This window comes from Streptococcus sp. Marseille-Q3604 (assembly GCF_916619785.1).
GTDB lineage: Bacteria > Bacillota > Bacilli > Lactobacillales > Streptococcaceae > Streptococcus.
Genome location: NZ_CAKAKM010000001.1, coordinates 888883 through 908111, shown reverse-complemented (window position 1 = coordinate 908111; position 19229 = coordinate 888883). Strand labels below are relative to the sequence as shown.

The 19229-nt window shown below is 38.3% G+C and carries 18 protein-coding genes; 17 read left to right on the top strand and 1 reads right to left on the bottom strand.

Going from position 1 to position 19229, the window contains the following annotated elements:
- The first annotated feature begins 155 nt into the window (after positions 1 to 155).
- From LG375_RS03750 to rpsU, 9 genes are all read left to right on the top strand, one after another.
- Positions 156 to 1091: a CPBP family intramembrane glutamic endopeptidase gene (locus tag LG375_RS03750; RefSeq protein ID WP_155124370.1), complete on the top strand. Its 936-nt coding sequence runs from the start codon at positions 156 to 158 to the stop codon at positions 1089 to 1091.
- Between the two features lie 68 nt (positions 1092 to 1159).
- Positions 1160 to 1786: a hypothetical protein gene (locus LG375_RS03745; RefSeq protein ID WP_225745331.1), complete on the top strand. Its 627-nt coding sequence runs from the start codon at positions 1160 to 1162 to the stop codon at positions 1784 to 1786.
- Positions 1776 to 3767: an excinuclease ABC subunit UvrB gene (gene uvrB, locus LG375_RS03740; RefSeq protein WP_225745330.1), complete on the top strand. Its 1992-nt coding sequence runs from the start codon at positions 1776 to 1778 to the stop codon at positions 3765 to 3767. The genes LG375_RS03745 and uvrB overlap by 11 nt, the downstream gene beginning before the upstream one ends.
- Before the next feature lie 507 nt (positions 3768 to 4274).
- Positions 4275 to 4739: an 8-oxo-dGTP diphosphatase gene (locus LG375_RS03735; protein WP_225745329.1), complete on the top strand. Its 465-nt coding sequence runs from the start codon at positions 4275 to 4277 to the stop codon at positions 4737 to 4739.
- Positions 4740 to 4952: 213 nt separating this feature from the next.
- Positions 4953 to 5765 carry a transporter substrate-binding domain-containing protein gene (locus tag LG375_RS03730; RefSeq protein ID WP_225745328.1) on the top strand — a complete coding sequence of 271 codons (813 nt, stop codon included), beginning with the start codon at positions 4953 to 4955 and terminating at the stop codon, positions 5763 to 5765.
- An 11-nt stretch (positions 5766 to 5776) separates the two neighbouring features.
- Positions 5777 to 6574, top strand: coding sequence for a transporter substrate-binding domain-containing protein (locus LG375_RS03725; RefSeq protein WP_225745327.1), 798 nt, complete (start codon positions 5777 to 5779; stop codon positions 6572 to 6574).
- Between the two features lie 244 nt (positions 6575 to 6818).
- Positions 6819 to 7928 carry an aminotransferase gene (locus LG375_RS03720; protein ID WP_225745326.1) on the top strand — a complete coding sequence of 370 codons (1110 nt, stop codon included), beginning with the start codon at positions 6819 to 6821 and terminating at the stop codon, positions 7926 to 7928.
- Positions 7929 to 7995: 67 nt separating this feature from the next.
- Positions 7996 to 8790, top strand: a complete 795-nt coding sequence (locus LG375_RS03715; RefSeq protein WP_225745371.1) for a transporter substrate-binding domain-containing protein — start codon at positions 7996 to 7998, stop codon at positions 8788 to 8790.
- 196 nt (positions 8791 to 8986) lie between these two features.
- Positions 8987 to 9163 (top strand): 30S ribosomal protein S21, encoded by a 177-nt coding sequence (rpsU, locus tag LG375_RS03710; RefSeq protein WP_002884573.1) that lies wholly within the window; start codon positions 8987 to 8989, stop codon positions 9161 to 9163.
- Positions 9164 to 9321: 158 nt separating this feature from the next.
- Here rpsU and mscL read toward each other — a convergent pair whose 3' ends face one another.
- Positions 9322 to 9702 carry a large conductance mechanosensitive channel protein MscL gene (mscL, locus tag LG375_RS03705; RefSeq protein WP_002884705.1) on the bottom strand — a complete coding sequence of 127 codons (381 nt, stop codon included), beginning with the start codon at positions 9700 to 9702 and terminating at the stop codon, positions 9322 to 9324.
- Between the two features lie 162 nt (positions 9703 to 9864).
- Here mscL and dnaG point away from each other — a divergent pair, with 162 nt between their 5' ends.
- The 8 genes from dnaG to LG375_RS03665 all read left to right on the top strand — a co-directional run bounded on the left by dnaG (position 9865) and on the right by LG375_RS03665 (position 19226).
- A complete protein-coding gene (dnaG, locus tag LG375_RS03700; RefSeq protein WP_225745325.1) occupies positions 9865 to 11676 on the top strand; it encodes a DNA primase in 1812 nt (603 codons plus the stop codon).
- Positions 11677 to 11679: 3 nt separating this feature from the next.
- Complete coding sequence (gene rpoD / locus LG375_RS03695; RefSeq protein ID WP_002884252.1) at positions 11680 to 12789, top strand: RNA polymerase sigma factor RpoD; 1110 nt, start codon at positions 11680 to 11682, stop codon at positions 12787 to 12789.
- A 54-nt stretch (positions 12790 to 12843) separates the two neighbouring features.
- Positions 12844 to 13179 carry a metal-sulfur cluster assembly factor gene (locus LG375_RS03690; protein WP_002884757.1) on the top strand — a complete coding sequence of 112 codons (336 nt, stop codon included), beginning with the start codon at positions 12844 to 12846 and terminating at the stop codon, positions 13177 to 13179.
- A gap of 10 nt (positions 13180 to 13189) precedes the next feature.
- On the top strand, positions 13190 to 14116 hold the full coding sequence (locus LG375_RS03685; protein ID WP_225745324.1) for a glycosyltransferase family 2 protein: 927 nt from the start codon (positions 13190 to 13192) through the stop codon (positions 14114 to 14116).
- A gap of 3 nt (positions 14117 to 14119) precedes the next feature.
- Positions 14120 to 15595 (top strand): glucosyltransferase domain-containing protein, encoded by a 1476-nt coding sequence (locus LG375_RS03680; protein ID WP_118189169.1) that lies wholly within the window; start codon positions 14120 to 14122, stop codon positions 15593 to 15595.
- 85 nt (positions 15596 to 15680) lie between these two features.
- Entirely contained in the window at positions 15681 to 16532 is an 852-nt protein-coding gene (gene rfbD, locus LG375_RS03675) for a dTDP-4-dehydrorhamnose reductase (protein ID WP_002884247.1), read from the top strand.
- Between the two features lie 376 nt (positions 16533 to 16908).
- On the top strand, positions 16909 to 18234 hold the full coding sequence (locus LG375_RS03670; RefSeq protein WP_225745323.1) for a lipopolysaccharide biosynthesis protein: 1326 nt from the start codon (positions 16909 to 16911) through the stop codon (positions 18232 to 18234).
- A complete protein-coding gene (locus LG375_RS03665; RefSeq protein WP_225745322.1) occupies positions 18234 to 19226 on the top strand; it encodes a glycosyltransferase family 8 protein in 993 nt (330 codons plus the stop codon). Before LG375_RS03670 ends, LG375_RS03665 begins: the two co-directional genes overlap by 1 nt.
- Positions 19227 to 19229 lie beyond the last annotated feature (3 nt).

Genomic DNA, 19229 nt, shown 5'->3' with positions numbered 1-19229 from the left:
AAAAGGTCTTGTTATCAAACTTCTTGGAGTTTGATGTTAGGAAATGTAACAAGGTTCGTTAGCTATGAGAGCTATCTGAGAAGAAGTTGACAAGCTTGTGTCAATTAGTTACACTGTAATCGAATACATGTAAGATTTGTTACAGGAGCTAAAAAATGAAGAAACGTATGCTTGAGAAATATACTAGCCGATATGATAAAGTTCCAAGTTGGCTGATGATTATGCTGTCCTGTTTTATTGCCTTTGGTTATGTCCTTGTAGGTGGATTTCTATCAGGGATTGTTGTGGGAATTCCAATGGCTATTGTTCTTTCTTTCTTAGTATTAAATGGTAACATTCAGTTCCAGGATATAAATACGATTTCCTATAAGATGTTTTCAAACATGTATTTTCAGTTGGGAACATTTGCCTTTACTGCCTTAGCTATCTTTTTCTGGGTTAAAGTTGTTGAAAAACGTCCCATTCGTACACTTGGATTTTTCAAGGGGCATATTTGGTTTAACTTGCTTAAGGGCTGGGGATTGGGAACCCTGCTCTTGTTAGTGAGTTTCCTTGGGACTTATATACTTGGAGGGTTAGAATTTGTAAAAGTAGACTTTTCTCAGAAAACCCTCCTATATATACTATCCCTAATACCTTTCTGGTTTATCCAAGGTGGAACCGAGGAACTGGTGACACGTGGTTGGTTACTTCAGACGGTGACTAATAAATTGAACCTTTCCTGGGGAATTGCTATTTCAAGTTCTTTCTTTTCAATATTACACCTAGGAAATCAAGGTGTTACCGCCTTGTCTCTAATTAGTATTGTTCTAGTAGGAGTTCTTTTGGCTCTTTACATGCTCAAGACAGATAATATCTGGGGTGTCGCTGCCCTTCACGGTGCTTGGAACTTTGCGCAAGGGAATCTAGTTGGCGTGGCAGTTAGTGGACAGAATGCAGGCGGCAGCTTATTGCACTTTCAGGCCAGGTCAGGCGTGCCTGATTGGTTGTCAGGAGGAGCTTTTGGTCTAGAAGGAAATCTCGTTACCTGTCTCGTTCTCCTAGTAGGGATTATCATCCTTCGTCTACAATTGAAAAAAGAAAACTTTTAAGGCTGAGTTCAAAGACTCGGTCTTTTTACTTCTGTGTTAAAATAGAAGAAACACTTGGAGGAGACAATATGATAGTTAAGCTTGATAGGGTCATGTTGAAATTGAAAATAGTCGTTGGCCTTATATTTTCTGTCTTGTCTTTATGGATTCTTTGTCCTGAGCTCATTATAGGTTCTCTTCGTGATAATCCAGTCAAGCAGTTCCTTGCTGTCATTGTTTTATTTTGGCTTTTATTATCCATTGTTCACCTTATAGACGGTATCGTAAATCTCAAAGGTCATGGAAAGCTCTTGGAACTGGATGACAATTCCTTGACCTACTATGGCCAAGCATTTGGACGGAAAACTTTTGACATTCCTTTATCCGAGATTGAATTTGTCAAGAAAGCTTGGACAACACGGATGGAGGATATTGGACGCTCTTCGACAGTGAGATATTCTTTGAAACGCATCGAGCATGTCTTCGACTATGATGCCGAGGTTGATGATAAAAAGAGATATCAGGTGTTGCTTATCTTCTTCAAAAATGGTGAGACAGCTGTTACCTATGACAAAAAACTTGGTCATCAATCACGGAAGAAACGTGCCTATGTCGCTAAGATGCGAATGATTCAAATTCCGCTTACAAGTGGGGAAATCTTCTCCGACCAAGAGATGAATGATTACATAAATGAAAGGAAAAAGAATGATAGATAGAAAAGAAGACAACCAATTCCATTTGGTTTCTAAATATGAACCTTCTGGGGATCAACCTCAGGCCATCGAAGCCTTGGTGGACAATATTGAAGGTGGTGAGAAGGCTCAAATTCTAAAGGGGGCGACAGGGACAGGTAAGACTTATACCATGAGTCAGGTCATCCAGCGCGTCAATAAACCAACCTTGGTTATTGCCCACAATAAAACTTTGGCAGGTCAGCTTTATGGAGAGTTCAAGGAGTTCTTCCCAGACAATGCTGTAGAATACTTCGTTTCCTACTATGATTTCTATCAGCCAGAGGCCTATGTACCGTCATCAGATACCTATATCGAAAAAGATAGTTCTGTAAATGATGAAATTGATAAGCTCCGTCACTCAGCGACATCTGCCCTCCTTGAGCGTAATGATGTTATCGTTGTGGCTTCCGTTTCTTGTATTTACGGTTTGGGTTCGCCAAAAGAATATGCCGATTCAGCGGTTAGTCTTCGTCCAGGGCAAGAGATTTCTCGAGACAAGTTGCTCAATGACCTAGTTGATATCCAGTTTGAGCGAAATGACATTGATTTCCAACGTGGGAAATTCCGTGTGCGTGGCGATGTGGTCGAAATTTTTCCTGCCAGCCGTGATGAGCACGCCTTTCGTGTCGAATTTTTCGGTGATGAGATTGACCGCATCTGTGAGATTGAGAGTTTGACAGGACGCAATCTCGGTGAAGTCGAGCACCTTGTTCTTTTCCCGGCGACTCACTTTATGACTAATGAAGAGCATATGGAAGAGGCCATCAAGAATATTATGGAAGAGATGGAAGCTCAAGTTAAACAATTTGAAGCTGATGGTAAGCTCATCGAGGCTCAACGCATCCGCCAAAGGACAGAGTACGATGTTGAAATGCTTCGTGAGATGGGCTACACAAATGGTGTTGAAAACTACTCACGACACATGGATGGGCGAAAAGAGGGCGAGCCACCGTTCACCTTGCTTGATTTCTTCCCAGAAGATTTCCTCATCATGATTGATGAAAGCCACATGACAATGGGTCAGATTAAGGGAATGTATAACGGGGACCAAGCTCGTAAGAAGATGTTGGTTGATTACGGTTTCCGTTTGCCATCGGCGCTTGATAACCGTCCCCTTCGACGTGAAGAATTCGAGAGTCATGTGCATCAGATTGTATATGTTTCTGCTACCCCAGGCGACTACGAGATGGAACAGACCGAGACTGTGGTTGAGCAAATCATCCGTCCGACAGGGCTTCTTGATCCAGAAGTCGAAGTTCGTCCAACCATGGGACAAATGGATGACCTCCTCGGTGAAATCAATGCTCGTACTGAAAAAGGCGAGCGTGTCTTTGTAACCACTTTGACTAAGAAGATGGCTGAAGACTTGGCTGACTATCTCAAGGAAATGGGTGTCAAGGTCAAATACATGCACTCTGACATTAAGACTCTAGAGCGTACTGAGATTATCCGTGACCTACGTTTGGGTGTCTTTGATGTTCTTATCGGTATTAACCTTCTCCGTGAGGGGATTGACGTTCCTGAAGTTAGTCTGGTTGCTATTTTGGATGCTGATAAGGAAGGCTTCCTTCGTAATGAACGTGGACTTATCCAAACAATCGGACGTGCTGCCCGAAATAGTGAGGGGCACGTTATCATGTATGCGGATAAGATTACAGAGTCTATGCAGAAGGCCATGGATGAAACAGCTCGTCGTCGTGAAATCCAGATGGCCTATAATAAGGAGCATGGCATTGTTCCACAAACGATTAAGAAAGAAATTCGTGACCTTATTTCTATTACCAAGGCTAATGAAGCAGAAGTGGCAGAAGATACTGTGGACTACAGTGCCATGAACAAGAAAGAACGCCAAGAAGCCATCAAGAAACTTCAAAAGCAAATGCACGAAGCGGCAGAACTGCTTGACTTCGAGTTGGCGGCTCAAATCCGTGATATGGTGTTAGAACTGAAGAGTATGGATTAGAAATACTGAGCCTTAGGTTAAGACTTTAACAAGATGGGCTTTAGGAAAGGAGGCAACATTGAATTCAAGTTGGTTTAAGACAATCTGTCTTTTTATACCAGGTTTAGTTATTTCTTTTCTGATTTATGTTTATTTCCCCACCTTATATCGAAGTGGTATACTGTTTCCGTTTGAGTGTAACTTTCTTCTCTGGCCCATTCTGTTTCTTGTCCATAAGCATCAGAGAAAAATTGCGGCTTTGATTTGTTTAAATTTGAACCTCTATGTGTTTCTAATTCATGCTATAGAAGGTATAAAAATTGAAAGAGAGGGAGAGTGGGAGAATTATACGCAAATTATTTTTGAGCCCCTGTGGACGATAAAAAGAGAACTTGTTTGGTTACCAATGTCTGGTTATATATTGTTTATGGTTTTCTATGCTGCTATTTATCTGTATTTGCGACATCGAGAGTCGATTAAAAACTAATTGTTAAGATTTTAATTGATTACTTACTAGAAAGGAACTATATGTCACGTTCACAAGCAACTATTCTGACCAATATGTGTCTCATCGAAGATGGTCAAGAAAATATTGTCATGCAAATTCGCGATCCCAAGCGTTATTCTTGGTCGGGTGCTGCCCTACCTGGTGGTCATATTGAAGCACACGAGGGGCTAGTGGAGTCAGTTATTCGTGAGGTCAAGGAAGAAACTGGATTGACCATTAAAAATCCTAAATTGGTTGGTATGAAGCATTGGTACACGACAGATGACGAGCGTTATCTTGTTTTCCTCTATAGAACTTCAGACTTTGAAGGTGACATTCACTCGACAGAAGAGGGAGAAGTCCGTTGGGTTGCTCGAGAGGATGTACCTAACATGGATCTAGCCTATGATATGCTCAACCTCCTGCGAGTGTTTGAAGAGGATCAACTTTCCGAACTTTTCTATCGTGAGCGTCTTGAAAATGACTTTATCCGAGAATTTTGGTAAAAAATGAACTATTTATTCAAATGAATGAATAGTTTTTTTGTCTTTAAAAACAGATAGAAAGCTTAAAATTAACGATTTTTAGATTTTTCAACGATAATAAAATTAATAAAAATAAAAATTATAATCAATAAAAGTCCATTTTTTCGTTGACAAATGTATAATAATACATTATTATACTTACATAAGTTAATAAATATAGAAAAGAGATTGATTATGAAAACATGGAAAAAACTTTTGTTGGGATTTGCAGGGATTTTCGCTTTGACAGCTTTAGCAGCTTGTTCTTCGTCGAAGGACACTTTGGAAAAGGTACAAGATAAAGGGACATTGACAGTTGCTCTTAATCCTCACTTTGCTCCTTTTGAATTTAAGACAATTCAAAATGGTAAGGATACGATTGTTGGGGCAGATGTCGAAATTGCTAAGGCAATTGCAGATGAGCTTGGCGTAAAAGTCAAATTCTCTGAAATGTCTTTTGATAATGTCTTAGCAAATGTTCAATCTGGTAAAGCAGACATCGCCATTTCCGGAATCTCTGCCACTAAGGAACGTCAGAAAATCTTTGATTTCTCAGATACCTACTATGAGTCTGAAACGGTTCTTGTTGTCAAAAAAGATGCGACAGGAACTTACAAAGAAACAGGTGATTTTGCTAAAAAATCTGTAGCTGTTCAAAAAGGTTCTATTCAAGAAAATATCGCCAAAGCCAACTTGTCAGATGCTAATGTGGTATCCTTGGCGCAACCTGGCGAAGCCATCAATGAATTGAAGTCTGGTCAAGTTGAAGGAGTAGTTCTTGAAAAGGCCATTGCAAAAGGTTATGTAGACCAAAACAGCGACCTAGCTGTGTCAGACATCACGCTCAAGTCTGATTCAAAAGATGCCTATGCCGTAGCAATGCCTAAAGGAAGCGATAAGCTAAAAGAAAAGGTTAATAAGGTTATCGCTAAACTCAAAAAAGAAGGTAAGATTGACAGCTATGTTCAAGATGCCTACACTCTTTCACTTAAGAGTTCTAGCAAATAAGGAGTTATTATATGAAGAAATTTTGGTTTATCCTTACAGCTCTAGTCGCTACCTGCTTTCTAGTTGCTTGTAGCGGAAGTCAGGGAGTAAATCCCAAAACGATTAAGGAAAAGAAGAAGATTGTCGTGGCAACAGAATCTGAATTTGCACCATTTGAGTTCAAATCGTTAGTTAACGGCAAAGATACGCTAGTTGGAGCAGACATCGAGTTGGCCAAAGCTATCGGTGAAAAACTCGGCGTAAAGGTTGAATTTTCCGTGATGTCTTTTGATAATGTTCTTGCTAACGTGCAAAGTGGTAAAGCGGATATTGCCATTGCAGGGATTTCGGTGACAGATGAACGTAAGAAGGTTTATGATTTTTCAGACAGCTACTATACGTCAGAAAATGTAGTGATTGTCAAAAAAGACAAGGTAAATGACTATACAAGCACTGATAGTCTCGCAAAACAAACTGTCGGTACGCAAAAAGGGTCTGTTCAAGAAACCGTTGCTAAGAAACAAATTTCTAAGGCAAGTGTAGTATCACTGGCTTCAAATGGCGAAATGATTAATGAACTCAAGTCAGGACAGCTTCAAGCAGTTGTACTTGAGAAGGCCATTGCAGAAGGTTATATCGCTCAAAATGATGATTTAACCCTTGCCAACTTTAACCTCAAGTCAGATGGTTCAGATGCTTATGCAGTCGCAACGCGTAAGGGGTCAGATGACTTGCTTAAAGAAATCAATGCCGTCATCAAAGATACTAAAGACTCTGGAAAATTTGACCAATGGTTAAAAGAAGCATCAACCTACAAACAAAGTAAGTAAATTTAAAACTCCCGAGCACCTGAAACGAGTAAAATTCAGGTGCTTTCATCAACAGTGAAAAGTCTCGTTTGGTGTTGGCTTTGCTCACTCAAGGGGAGTCGTCAAAAATTCTTAAATCTAAATGGGGGAATACCCCATTTTTTATTGAAATCTCTACTAAAAACAGTTATTATCAAAGTAGGTAAGTCTGTCAAAATAGACAAATGACATCGTATAGAGTGCTTAAGAAAAGCAAGGAGAAACTATGAAGCTACCACGTTTTGGTGTTGAAGAATGGCTGAATGTCCATGAAAAGTCTGCCATATATGATATCGCAGGAGTTTCAATTAAGGCCCTCACAATGGAAGAATTATTTGACTTATCAGGCCTTGATAAAGAAGCCTTTTTTGCTCAACTACTAAAGATAAAGATGGATTACGGCTGGATTGAAGGGTCACCAGAGTTCAAAACTCAAGTGGCTAGCTTATACAAGGACATGCCGGTTGATAATATCCTCCAAACTAATGGGGCTACAGGAGCGACTATGCTAGCCCTTTATGCGCTTATTGAGCCTGAGGACCATGTCATCTCCATGTACCCGACCTATCAGCAGCTCTATGACATTCCTAAGTCACTAGGATCAGATGTGGACCTCTGGGAGATTGAGGAGGACAATAACTGGTTGCCTGATTTGGACCAACTTCGCCGTCTGATTCGCCCAAATACCAAGATGATCTGCATTAACAATGCCAACAATCCTACTGGTGCCCTTATGAATACTGCTTACCTTGAGGAGCTTGTGACTATCGCTAAAGAAGTAGATGCATATATCTTCTCAGATGAGGTCTATCGTAGTTTTGACCAACCTGCACCTTCTATTGTGGATTTGTATGAAAAGGGCATTGCCGTCAACAGTCTTTCAAAGACCTATTCCATTCCTGGTATTCGTGTGGGTTGGGTAGCTTCTAACACTGAGGTGGCGGATATTCTACGTGACTACCGCGACTACACGATGATTTGTGCTGGAGTCTTTGATGATATGGTGGCTACCCTTGTCTTGGAAAATAAAGAGGCCATCTTGAAACGCAACCGTCAGATTGTAGAGGAAAATCTAGCCCTTATGGATGTCTGGATTGCTAAAGAACCTAAGGCGTCTTGGGTTAGGCCTGCTAGTGTTTCCACCTCTTTCGTCAAATTAGATGTAAATCGTCCTATCGAAGATTTTGCCTTAGAGCTTCTTCAGGACTACGGTGTGCTTGTGGTTCCGGGTAACCGTTTTGACAAGGAGTCTCATGTCCGCATCGGTTATTGCTGTGACAAGGAAGTTCTTCAAAAGGGCTTAGAAAAATTGTCGCAATTTCTTAATAAATGTTGACAATACCACTAATTTTAAGTAAAATAAACGAGCAAAAATTATATTTATACAGGAGTTTCTTATGAAAATGAAAAAACTTTTCCTTGGGGCTATGGCTCTCCTTGCTACTGTGACTTTAGTAGCTTGTGGGTCAAAAAAAGACGCTTACGAATCTATTAAAGAAAATAAAAAACTTGTCGTAGCTGTCAGCCCAGACTATGCACCATTTGAGTTCAAAACATTGGTAGACGGTAAAGACCAAGTTGTCGGGTCAGACATCAAGTTGGCACAAGCTATTGCTGATGAACTTGGAGTTAAACTCGAAGTGACAACTATGAGCTTTGACAATGTCCTCTCTAGCCTTCAAGCTGGTAAGGCTGATCTTGCTATCTCAGGTATCTCAGTAACAGCCGAACGTAAGAAAACCTTTGATTTCTCAGATCCTTACTACGAAACACAAAATGCTATCATCGTTCGTAAAGATCAAGAATCTACCTATTCAAGCCTTGATGCTTTCAAAGGTAAAAAAGTAGCTGTTCAAAAAGGTACTATCGAAGAAGGACTTACTAAGAAACAATTGAAGGATTCAACAGTCGTATCACTTACAGCAATGGGTGAAGCCATTAACGAGGTGAAATCTGGCCAAGTTGATGCTGTTGATCTTGAAAAACCAGTAGCAGAAGGTTACGTGGCACAAAATCCAGATTTGGCTTTGGCAAGTGTTGCCCTCAAAGTTGACGATGGTGATGCTAAAGCAGTTGCAATGGCTAAAGGCAATGACAAATTGAAAGAAGCAGTAAACAAGGTTATCAAGAAAATGAAAGTCAACGGTGCTTACGATGAGTACATCAAGGATGCTTCTAAATACACAGCAGTTGAATAAATCAGTAGCTAGAGGAGGTGACTCCTCTAGTTTTTTTGAATAGGGAAGACCTTAGATAGTGTTTAGTAGACTTAGAAGTTAATTGTGATGTCAAAAAATCTCAAACTTAAAATATATTTCTTGACAGAAAAAGACGAGTCTTGTATACTTGAATAGAACGTGTAAAATGTTACATTATCTTGAGGAGGTGAATTCAATGTCAAAAACAGTAGTACGTAAAAACGAATCACTTGACGACGCTCTTCGTCGTTTCAAACGTTCTGTGACTAAAGCTGGTACTCTTCAAGAGGCTCGTAAACGTGAACATTACGAAAAACCTTCTGTAAAACGTAAACGTAAATCAGAGGCAGCTCGCAAACGTAAAAAATTCTAATTAAGAATGAAATTAACAGAAAAAGCTTGAGTCTTCTCAAGTTTTTTTCTTTTCATCGAATAAACAAGTCAGTTAGTAGTCCTGAGATACAAAAAAATAAGACGACTGAGATTTCAGACGTCTTGAGTTTCATATGTCTTTAGTTGAACAAATAAAAATTATTTGTTTGCAAGAAGATCGCGGATTTCAGCAAGCAATTCTTCTTGTGATGGACCTGCTGCTTCAGCAGCATCCTCAGCTTCTTTTTTGCTAAGAGCTGTTGCTTTGCTAGCAGCTTTAACAACGAAGAAGAGAGTAGTACCAACGATGATGAAGTTGATAACTGCGCTCAAGAAGCTACCGTATGCGATACCGTTCCATGACAATTTAGAAAGGTTCTCAACGTTAGCGGCCTTAACAACTGGATTAAGGATAAGTGGTGTGATGATATCACCAACAAGTGAAGTGATAATAGCGTTGAAAGCAGCCCCCATAACAACGGCTACAGCGAGGTCAAGGACGTTACCCTTGAACAAAAAGTCTTTAAGTTCTTTAATCATTTTGACAATGAATCCTTTCTTTTATTTACTTTTAATATTTTATCTGATTTTGTAAATCTTGACAAGAGATTTACTCATGAAAAATCAATTTTATTTTACTTTCATTTTTCATCATGTTATAATTAGGGGTAATGCAATTATGGTAAGATAGGGGGCGATTAGATGGTAATTGATAAAGCTTTAATAGAAGATATTAAGAGTAGTACCAATATCGTCGACGTGATTGGTGAAGTTGTCAGTCTTAATCGCGCAGGTCGTAATTACCTTGGCTTATGCCCCTTCCATAAGGAAAAAACTCCCTCATTCAACGTTATTGAGGATAGGCAGTTTTACCATTGCTTTGGTTGTGGCAAGTCTGGCGATGTCTTCAAATTTTTAGAAGAATATCGTCAGATTTCTTTCCAAGAAAGTGTCAAGGTTCTGGCAGACCGCTTAGGTATTGCAGTTACGATAGATGCACCAAGACAGGCTCAGCAGCAGAATTCTCCTAATCAAGCTTTCTATGATCTTCATGAGGATGCGCTGAAGTTTTATCACGCAGTCTTGATGACGACTAAGATAGGAGAAGCAGCGCGTGCCTACCTCTATGAACGTGGCATGACTGACGATTTACTTAAGACCTTCCAGATTGGTCTAGCCCCTGACGAACCAGATTACCTCTATCAGTCTGTATCAAAAAAATATGACGAAGAGGTACTGACAGAATCAGGTCTTTTTAATCTTTCTGAAAGTAATCGTCTTTTCGATACCTTTAAAAATCGAATCATGTTTCCGCTTAAGAATGAGTTTGGAAAGACCATCGGTTTTTCAGGGCGTGTTTGGACTAAGGACGATATTGAAAAAGGACAAGCCAAGTACAAAAATACAAGGGCTACCCACATTTTCAATAAGTCTTATGAACTTTATCACCTCGATCAGGCTAAACCGGTGATTCAGAAGACTCATGAAGTCTATCTGATGGAGGGATTCATGGATGTCATTGCTGCCTATAGGGCTGGGCATGTTAATGCTGTGGCTTCTATGGGGACGGCGTTGACCCCTGAACATGTTAATCGTCTTCGTAAGTTAACCAAGAAAATTGTTCTGACCTATGATGGTGATAAGGCTGGGCAAAATGCGATCGCCAAGTCTCTTGAGCTTTTATCGGATTTTCAAGTCGATATTGTTAAAATTCCAGACAATATGGACCCTGATGAATATCTACAGAAAACATCCGAAGAGGCTTTGGGGAAACTCTTGGTCGAGTCCCGCATTTCAGATGTGGAATTTTGGATTGGACAGCTCAAGCCTGCTAATGTAGACAATCTTCAAGCAGAGATTGCCTATGTTGAGCAGATTGCTAAGATTATTGCCAAGTCACCTTCTGTGACGGCACAAAATTCCTACATTTCTAAGGTGGCTGACCTTTTGCCTGACTTTGATTTTTTCCAAGTCGAGCAAGCGGTCAATAATGAACGGTTGACCATGAGGAATCAGCAGACGGCTCAATTATCGGCTGCTAGTAATAGTGCTTATGAGTCTTCAGCGTCAGGATTCAGAGGGACGGTCAAACTACCTTCGACACCTAAGATTACAGGTCTTCGTCGAGCGGAAAATCAACTCTTTCATCGCATGTTAAATCATCCGATGATTTTGAATGACTATCGCATGAGAGAAGAGTTTTTCTTCCAAACACCTGAGTTAGAGGAGCTTTATCATATTCTGAAGCAAGATGGTCAGATTGATACCGTAGCTTTGTCTCTACTTTCTCAAGAGGTGCAAACAGCCTATTATCAGGTTTTAGAGGAGATTTTACCACCTGAAACCAGTCTTGAAGAAGTTCAGGCTATCGAAGAGCGTAGAAATCATTTTTTGAGGGAACAGGACTTTCGTAAGCAAAGTAAACAAATAAGAGAATCAAGTAACCACGGTGATGTGGATGCAGCGGTGGAAGCCCTGCAGATGCTCATCGCCCAAAAACGAGATATGGAGTAACACATGGCAAAGAAAAAACAAAATACAGCATTTAACGTTCAAGTCGCTGATTTCATTCGTAACCACAAAAAAGCTGGTACAGCAATTGATGATGAAGTCACAGAAAAACTAGTTATCCCATTTGTTCTTGATGCTGATGGGATTGATGACCTTTTGGAACGTTTGACAGACGGTGGTATCTCTATCACTGATAAGGACGGAAATCCTTCATCTAAATATGTTGTTGAAGCCCCAAAACCAGAAGAGTTGACAGATGAGGAACTTCTTGGTTCAAACTCAGCTAAGGTCAATGACCCTGTTCGTATGTACCTCAAAGAGATCGGAGTAGTTCCTCTCTTGAGTAACGAAGAGGAAAAAGAATTGGCTATCGCTGTTGAAAATGGTGACTTGGAAGCTAAACAACGTTTGGCAGAAGCCAACCTTCGTTTGGTAGTCTCAATCGCTAAACGTTATGTGGGACGTGGTATGCAGTTCTTGGACTTGATTCAAGAAGGTAACATGGGGCTTATGAAAGCCGTTGATAAATTTGACTACTCTAAAGGTTTCAAATTCTCAACTTATGCGACATGGTGGATCCGTCAAGCAATTACTCGTGCCATCGCAGACCAGGCACGTACTATCCGTATCCCAGTTCACATGGTTGAAACTATCAATAAATTGGTCCGTGAACAACGTAACCTCTTGCAAGAGTTGGGACAAGACCCAACGCCTGAGCAAATCGCTGAACGTATGGATATGACTCCAGATAAGGTTCGTGAAATCCTTAAGATTGCTCAAGAGCCAGTCTCTCTTGAAACACCTATCGGTGAAGAAGATGATAGCCATTTGGGTGACTTTATCGAGGATGAAGTTATCGAAAATCCAGTAGATTACACAACTCGTGTGGTTCTTCGTGAACAATTGGATGAAGTGCTTGATACCCTTACAGACCGTGAAGAGAATGTTCTTCGTCTCCGTTTCGGTCTTGATGATGGGAAGATGCGTACTTTGGAAGATGTTGGTAAAGTCTTCAACGTTACTCGTGAACGTATTCGTCAGATTGAAGCTAAAGCCCTTCGTAAATTGCGCCACCCAAGTCGTAGTAAACAACTTAAAGACTTTATTGAAGACTAAGATAGTAAAATGGAAGGGGCCTGATTATTAGGTCCTGATTTTGGAGGAAAAGCTATGTCTGAAGTAAAATACACTGAAGCAGAAATTGAAAAAATCAAAGACCGTATCTTGGAAGCCTTAGAAATGGTCATTGACCCGGAGTTGGGGATTGATATTGTCAACCTAGGCCTTATTTACGATATCCGTTTTCAACAAGACGGTTATACTGAAATCGATATGACCTTGACGACTATGGGCTGTCCTTTGGCAGATCTTTTGACAGACCAAATTTATGACGCTATGAAGGAAGTGCCAGAAGTCACTAAGACTGAGGTCAAGTTGGTCTGGACACCAGCATGGACTATCGAAAAGATGAGCCGTTATGCCCGTATCGCCCTAGGTATTCGTTAGGAGAAGGCTTATGAAAACACTGGCTATCGTTGTTCCTTGTTATAACGAGGAAGAGACCATCCATCCTTTTTTAGAGGCTTGTCAGGCAGTTGAACGACAAATGGCCAATCAGTTGACTTTCAACTATTATTTTGTCAATGACGGTTCAAAAGATCGCACCTTAGAGGTTTTGAGACAGGTTTCAAAACAATTTGAGAATGTCCACTATCTCTCTTTCTCTCGTAATTTTGGGAAGGAAGCAGGCTTACTTGCTGGACTTGAGGCAGCCCAAGGTGACTATGTCACAGTTATGGACGCCGATCTTCAAGATCCACCTGAACTGCTCATCGAGATGTATGCCAAAATCCAAGAAGGTTACGACGTTGTCGGGACACGACGTGAAGACCGCAAAGGTGAACCACCTATTCGTTCACTTTTTGCTAAGGCCTTCTATTGGTTGATTAATAAGGTTTCTGATACTGAAATGGTGGATGGGGCACGTGATTTCCGCTTGATGACTCGTCAGGTTGTTGATGCCATTCTCGAACTAAAAGAAGTGAATCGTTTTTCAAAAGGCCTCTTTTCTTGGGTTGGCTTTGATGTGGCCTACGTCTCTTATGAAAATCGTGAACGTGTGGCGGGAGAGACTTCATGGTCTTTCTGGAGCCTATTGAGTTACTCACTTGATGGCTTTATCAACTTCTCAGAAGTACCGTTGAAGCTTGCAACATGGGCAGGAACCTTTTCATTCTTAATCTCTTTGGTTGGAATTGTCTTTGTCGTTATCCGAAAACTAACTATAGGTGGGAGTGTTGCAGGCTGGGCTAGCCTCGTCTCAATCATCCTCTTTATCGGAGGAATCCAACTCTTAGCCTTGGGTATCATCGGGAACTACATTTCAAAGATTTTCCTAGAAACCAAGAAACGACCAGTTTATATTGTTAAGGAGAAGGGCTAAAGAATGATTGAAGAGTTTTTAGGAGTATTTAATAATTTAAAAGGCTATGTTAAGAGGAATAAATTTGTTTTATCTCTTATCTTAGGTGTTTATCTTTTAGTTAATATTAACATCAGTTTAGCTGAGTACCCCTATATTGACGATATTGGTCGTCAAGTTCTGGGTTATACGGGCTTCTCTGAACATTACTCCAGATATTTGAGTGAATTTTCAGCACGTCTTATTCAAGGTGGTACTCATTTAACGGATCCTGGCCTGACAACAAATATTATCTCAGCCTTTATACTAACGTTTGCAAGTACGATATTATTGTTTGTATTGTTTCCATCGAAAAAGGTTACTCCAGTTTTAGCCTTAGCCTCAACTGTAATTGGAATAAATCCTTGGTTTTTAGAGCCTTTGAGCTTTAGGTTTGACAACCCATTTATGTCACTAAGTATTTTAGTGTCAATTCTTCCTTTTATCTTTTGGGAGTCTAGAAAACTATTTAGTATATGTTCGGTTGTATGTATTTATCTTATGTGTAACTCATACCAAGCATCGTCGGGAATTTATATTCTCATGACGCTAACACTTCTCTTTTTAGAAGTAGTCTACAGTGGTAAATTGAACATAAAGAGTTTAGTATGTTCGATTTTATCCTATGTTGGGGGTATGGTTTTATATAAAATACAAATTACTATTAAGCCACCGATTTTTGCTGACCAAGGAAGTATCCCAAGTTTATTACATCTTCCTAGTATTATGCTAGCAAATGCTAAAGGGTATCTGAAAAATATTTATCTTCAAAGCACAAAAGTCTGGATTCTTTTATTTCTAGTAATACTTATCTTGTTAGTATTTAATATAATTAGTAGTAGCAAGCAAAAGAAAATTGTATCTTTAGCTTTTACGTTTGCTTGGCTTGCTTTAGGAAGTATTTTGAGTTATGGAAGCTATTTAATACTTTCAGAACAATTTTATTTGTTGAGACCTAGATATGAGTACGGACTAGGAGTCTTTTCTTCGATTGTGTTAGTTGTTTCTTTGGGAATAACCAATCGAAATAAGATTATTAATGTTTTAAAATCAGTATTTTCAAGTTTACTCGTCTTTTATTTCCTTGCTTTTTCATTTATTTATGTAAGCAATTTAAAGCAACAGAATAATACATTTGAAGTTCAGAGTGCTATGCTAGGAAATAGTTTGAATAAGTATTTGAATGATAAAAACAATGTGGTCAATATTAATCGTTTTGTTGCTAATTCGCCTATTTATGAAAATGCGATCTCGGTCTATCCAATGATTAGTAGTTTAATTATGCCTAATACTAATGTTTCTTGGGATATGACGATGAGATTTAATGCAATCACAAAATTAAACGTTGATTTTAAACCATTTGATGCAACAACAGTAAATTCAGAGTATAAACAATTAGAAACAACAAAAATGTATGATGTTTATACCAAAGATAATGAACTCTTTGTAGTGATGAAATGATAAATTATATTTTATGAAAGCAGATTTTTTCTGCTTTTTTTGTTAAAATGAAACTGACATTATTGGAAATTACAAGGAGAAAAATATGATTCTAGTAACAGGTGCAAATGGCCAACTCGGAACTGAACTTCGTCACCTACTTGATGAACGTAACGAAGAATATGTAGCAGTAGATGTGGCAGAAATGGACATCACTGATGCTGCCAAAGTAGATGAAGTTTTTGCGGAAGTAAAACCAACCTTGGTTTATCACTGTGCTGCTTACACAGCTGTTGATGCTGCTGAAGATGAAGGTAAAGAGCTAGACTATGCTATCAACGTGACAGGTACTGAAAATGTCGCTAAGGCTGCTGAAAAACATGGTGCAACGCTAGTTTATATTTCAACAGACTACGTTTTCGATGGTGAAAAACCAGTCGGTCAAGAGTGGGAAGTTGATGACAAACCAGATCCACAGACAGAGTATGGTCGTACAAAACGCATGGGTGAAGAGTTAGTCGAAAAACATGTGACTAACTACTACATTATCCGTACTGCGTGGGTATTCGGTAACTATGGTAAGAACTTTGTCTTCACTATGCAAAACCTTGCTAAGACTCACAAGACACTTACAGTTGTTAATGACCAACATGGCCGCCCAACTTGGACACGTACTTTGGCAGAATTTATGACTTATTTGGCTGAAAACCGTAAGGAATATGGTTATTATCACTTGTCAAATGATGCAGCAGAAGATACAACTTGGTATGACTTTGCGGTCGAAATTCTCAAAGATACTGATGTTGAAGTGAAACCTGTTGATTCAAGCCAATTCCCAGCTAAGGCTAAACGTCCACTTAACTCAACAATGAGTTTGGCTAAGGCTAAGGCTACAGGATTTGTCATTCCAACATGGCAAGATGCTTTGAAAGAGTTTTACAAACAAGAAGTGAAATAGGAACACGAGAAAAAGTGCTACTGTTTAGTCTTTTAGTGGATATTTTAATAGTTTTATATAGCCTCAGATGCTGGGGTGAGAATATCTGTACCAGAAGGAAAACGTGAGATAGAGGTTTCGTACCACTTTACAATTTGGGAAAAGATTTTTTTCTCCCTTTCATTAGTATATGATATCTTTGAAGCATTTTATGGTTATATAGTTCTTAAAAAGAATAATATATTAGTACTTTCTACTAATAAAAGTGTAAGAATTCAATTTTTTCGAAAAGGTCGTTATGACCTTTTTTGTGTTTTAGTGAATCGTTATGTGGGATTTTCACTTTTTAAAAAATCTATAGTATAATAAAGGGAAAAATCGTTTTGTAGGAGAAATAATGAGTTCACAAAAATATACTTTGACAAAGAATATGGATCAACAACCACTCATTTCAGAAAAAATATCTAACCAAAGTTCTATGAAAGAGAATTATATTTGGAATATGTTGGGAACTATCTCATCTTCTTTAATTTCAGTTATTCTCCTACTTTTAGCGTCCAGACTTCTTGATTCTAGAAATTCAGATATTTTTAGTATTGCGTACGCACTTGGACAGCAGTTCTTTGTGTTAGGATATTTTCAAATACGTAATATGCAATCTACAGATGTTAAAGAAAGGTATTCATTTGTTTCCTACCATAATACACGTATAGTAACAATTATTATGATGTTAGTAACCTCTCTTGGATATGTTTTTGTACAGGGATATGATTTATATAAAGCAATAATTATATTACTTTTAGTATTTTATCGAGCAATTGATGCCTATTCGGATGTTTTTCAGGGGTATTTTCAACAACGAAATAGATCTGATTTAGCTGGAAAGGTTCAGTTTTTTCGAAGTTGGGTCTGTATATTAGTCTTTGGGTTAAGTTTGCTCCTAACAAAATCTTTATTGCTTTCAAGTGGCATTATATGTTTGATAAATCTATTTCTCACAGCTATACTAGATTATAGAGTTTCTATAAATAACTTTAAAGTAGATTTTCTTCCATCAATAATAAAAGATAGAAAAAATATTACCTCTATTTTGAAAGAAGCTTTTCCTTTATTTCTAAATGGTTTTTTGATTACCTATGTCTATAATGAAGCCAAGATTGATATTGACTTGCTTTTAACCCAGGGATTTTTTTCCAATGGTATTCAGCGAGACTTTAATGTGTTGTTTATGCCCGTCTTTGTTCTATCCCTTTTATTTTTCGTTTTAAGACCTTTGACGACACAATTGTCTATTTATTGGTATGAACAGAAATATGAGTTATTTTATAAGCAAGTTCGTCTCTTGTTTGCAGCCATGACAGTTTTAGGTGTAATTATTATCGGTCTAGGTTATCTAATAGGTACAGAGATTCTAGGTTTAGTCTATGGAACATCATTGGTAGAATATAAAGTACCTTTTGCAATTCTTCTGGCGGGAGGTATTCTTAATGTGTTGGCACTTGTTATTGATATAGTTATGACAATTTTTAGAAAGCAATCATTTCTAGTGATTTCATATATAGCTACTTTTATTGTAGCTAAATTGGCTACATTGTCATTTGTAAGGTCAGAAGGTATTCTTGGTGCATCGTTATCATTCTTAATTTCAATGATTATCTTTTTTAGCACTAGCATAATAATTTATATTTGGGTAAATAATAACGATAAAAGAAAGAGAAGCTAATGAATATTTTATTTACGTTAAATAACGCTTTTGTTCCTCAAGTTGCAACATGTATGTGTTCAATTTTTGAGAATAATAAATCTATGGATGAAATTAATATCTATTTACTAAATACCGACATCTCTGAGGCTAATAAAGCTAAATTGCAAGAATTTACTAAACTTTATGGCCGTTCAGTTCATTTTATTACTCTACCTAATCTGAGGAGCTTGATAGATTTTGATTTTGATACAAATGGTTGGTCACCAATTGTGTTAGCACGACTCTTAGTTGATAAGCTTTTACCAGAAGATCTTGATAGAATTTTGTATTTAGATGGTGATACTTTGGTATTGGGGAGTCTTGAATCTCTATGGGAATTAGACATGGGTAATCGTTCAATCGGAATGGGTCCTGAATCTACTGTTGATGCAGGGCGAAGAGAATTTCTAGGTTTGGGGAAACAGATGTATTGTAACGCTGGAGTTCTACTTATTGATTTAGAGAAGTGGAGAAATCGTAAACTTGGAGAGAAAGTTCTAGCATATTATAAAAAACATGATGGTAATCTTTTTGCTAACGACCAAGATGCAATTAATGGATCTTTAAAAGATGATATTTATGTTATTTCTCCAAAATATAATTTCTTCAATATATACTTTTTTTACCCTTACAGAGTATTAAAAAAACTATCTTTACCAGCGGAGTTCATAAGTAGACAAGAGTTGCGAGAAGCTATTGAAAATCCAATCATTGTCCATTATCTAGGAGAGGAACGCCCTTGGAGAAAGGGAAATACTCATAAACTAAGAAAGTACTATCTTTATTATCTTGAAAAGACACCTTGGTCTAAAACGCCTATGGAAACTGGTTGGGAATTATACTTTATTTGTTTTAAGACATTTAATATAATTATGAAACCTTTTCCAATGTTGAGATATAAGATTATTAACTCGCTGATACCAGCATTTATGAAATACCGAAAAAAACAACTCCAAAAAAATAAAAGATAGACG

What these genes read in the sequence shown, in the direction of transcription:
- rpoD (WP_002884252.1), top strand. Translation starts at nt 11,680, where the DNA reads ATGGCAAAGAAAAAACAAAATACAGCATTTAACGTTCAAGTCGCTGAT.
- LG375_RS03750 (WP_155124370.1), top strand. Translation starts at nt 156, where the DNA reads ATGAAGAAACGTATGCTTGAGAAATATACTAGCCGATATGATAAAGTT.
- LG375_RS03715 (WP_225745371.1), top strand. Translation starts at nt 7,996, where the DNA reads ATGAAAAAACTTTTCCTTGGGGCTATGGCTCTCCTTGCTACTGTGACT.
- LG375_RS03720 (WP_225745326.1), top strand. Translation starts at nt 6,819, where the DNA reads ATGAAGCTACCACGTTTTGGTGTTGAAGAATGGCTGAATGTCCATGAA.
- dnaG (WP_225745325.1), top strand. Translation starts at nt 9,865, where the DNA reads ATGGTAATTGATAAAGCTTTAATAGAAGATATTAAGAGTAGTACCAAT.
- LG375_RS03725 (WP_225745327.1), top strand. Translation starts at nt 5,777, where the DNA reads ATGAAGAAATTTTGGTTTATCCTTACAGCTCTAGTCGCTACCTGCTTT.
- LG375_RS03690 (WP_002884757.1), top strand. Translation starts at nt 12,844, where the DNA reads ATGTCTGAAGTAAAATACACTGAAGCAGAAATTGAAAAAATCAAAGAC.
- mscL (WP_002884705.1), bottom strand. Translation starts at nt 9,702, where the DNA reads ATGATTAAAGAACTTAAAGACTTTTTGTTCAAGGGTAACGTCCTTGAC.
- rpsU (WP_002884573.1), top strand. Translation starts at nt 8,987, where the DNA reads ATGTCAAAAACAGTAGTACGTAAAAACGAATCACTTGACGACGCTCTT.
- LG375_RS03665 (WP_225745322.1), top strand. Translation starts at nt 18,234, where the DNA reads ATGAATATTTTATTTACGTTAAATAACGCTTTTGTTCCTCAAGTTGCA.
- uvrB (WP_225745330.1), top strand. Translation starts at nt 1,776, where the DNA reads ATGATAGATAGAAAAGAAGACAACCAATTCCATTTGGTTTCTAAATAT.
- LG375_RS03730 (WP_225745328.1), top strand. Translation starts at nt 4,953, where the DNA reads ATGAAAACATGGAAAAAACTTTTGTTGGGATTTGCAGGGATTTTCGCT.
- LG375_RS03745 (WP_225745331.1), top strand. Translation starts at nt 1,160, where the DNA reads ATGATAGTTAAGCTTGATAGGGTCATGTTGAAATTGAAAATAGTCGTT.
- LG375_RS03670 (WP_225745323.1), top strand. Translation starts at nt 16,909, where the DNA reads ATGAGTTCACAAAAATATACTTTGACAAAGAATATGGATCAACAACCA.
- LG375_RS03735 (WP_225745329.1), top strand. Translation starts at nt 4,275, where the DNA reads ATGTCACGTTCACAAGCAACTATTCTGACCAATATGTGTCTCATCGAA.
- LG375_RS03680 (WP_118189169.1), top strand. Translation starts at nt 14,120, where the DNA reads ATGATTGAAGAGTTTTTAGGAGTATTTAATAATTTAAAAGGCTATGTT.
- rfbD (WP_002884247.1), top strand. Translation starts at nt 15,681, where the DNA reads ATGATTCTAGTAACAGGTGCAAATGGCCAACTCGGAACTGAACTTCGT.
- LG375_RS03685 (WP_225745324.1), top strand. Translation starts at nt 13,190, where the DNA reads ATGAAAACACTGGCTATCGTTGTTCCTTGTTATAACGAGGAAGAGACC.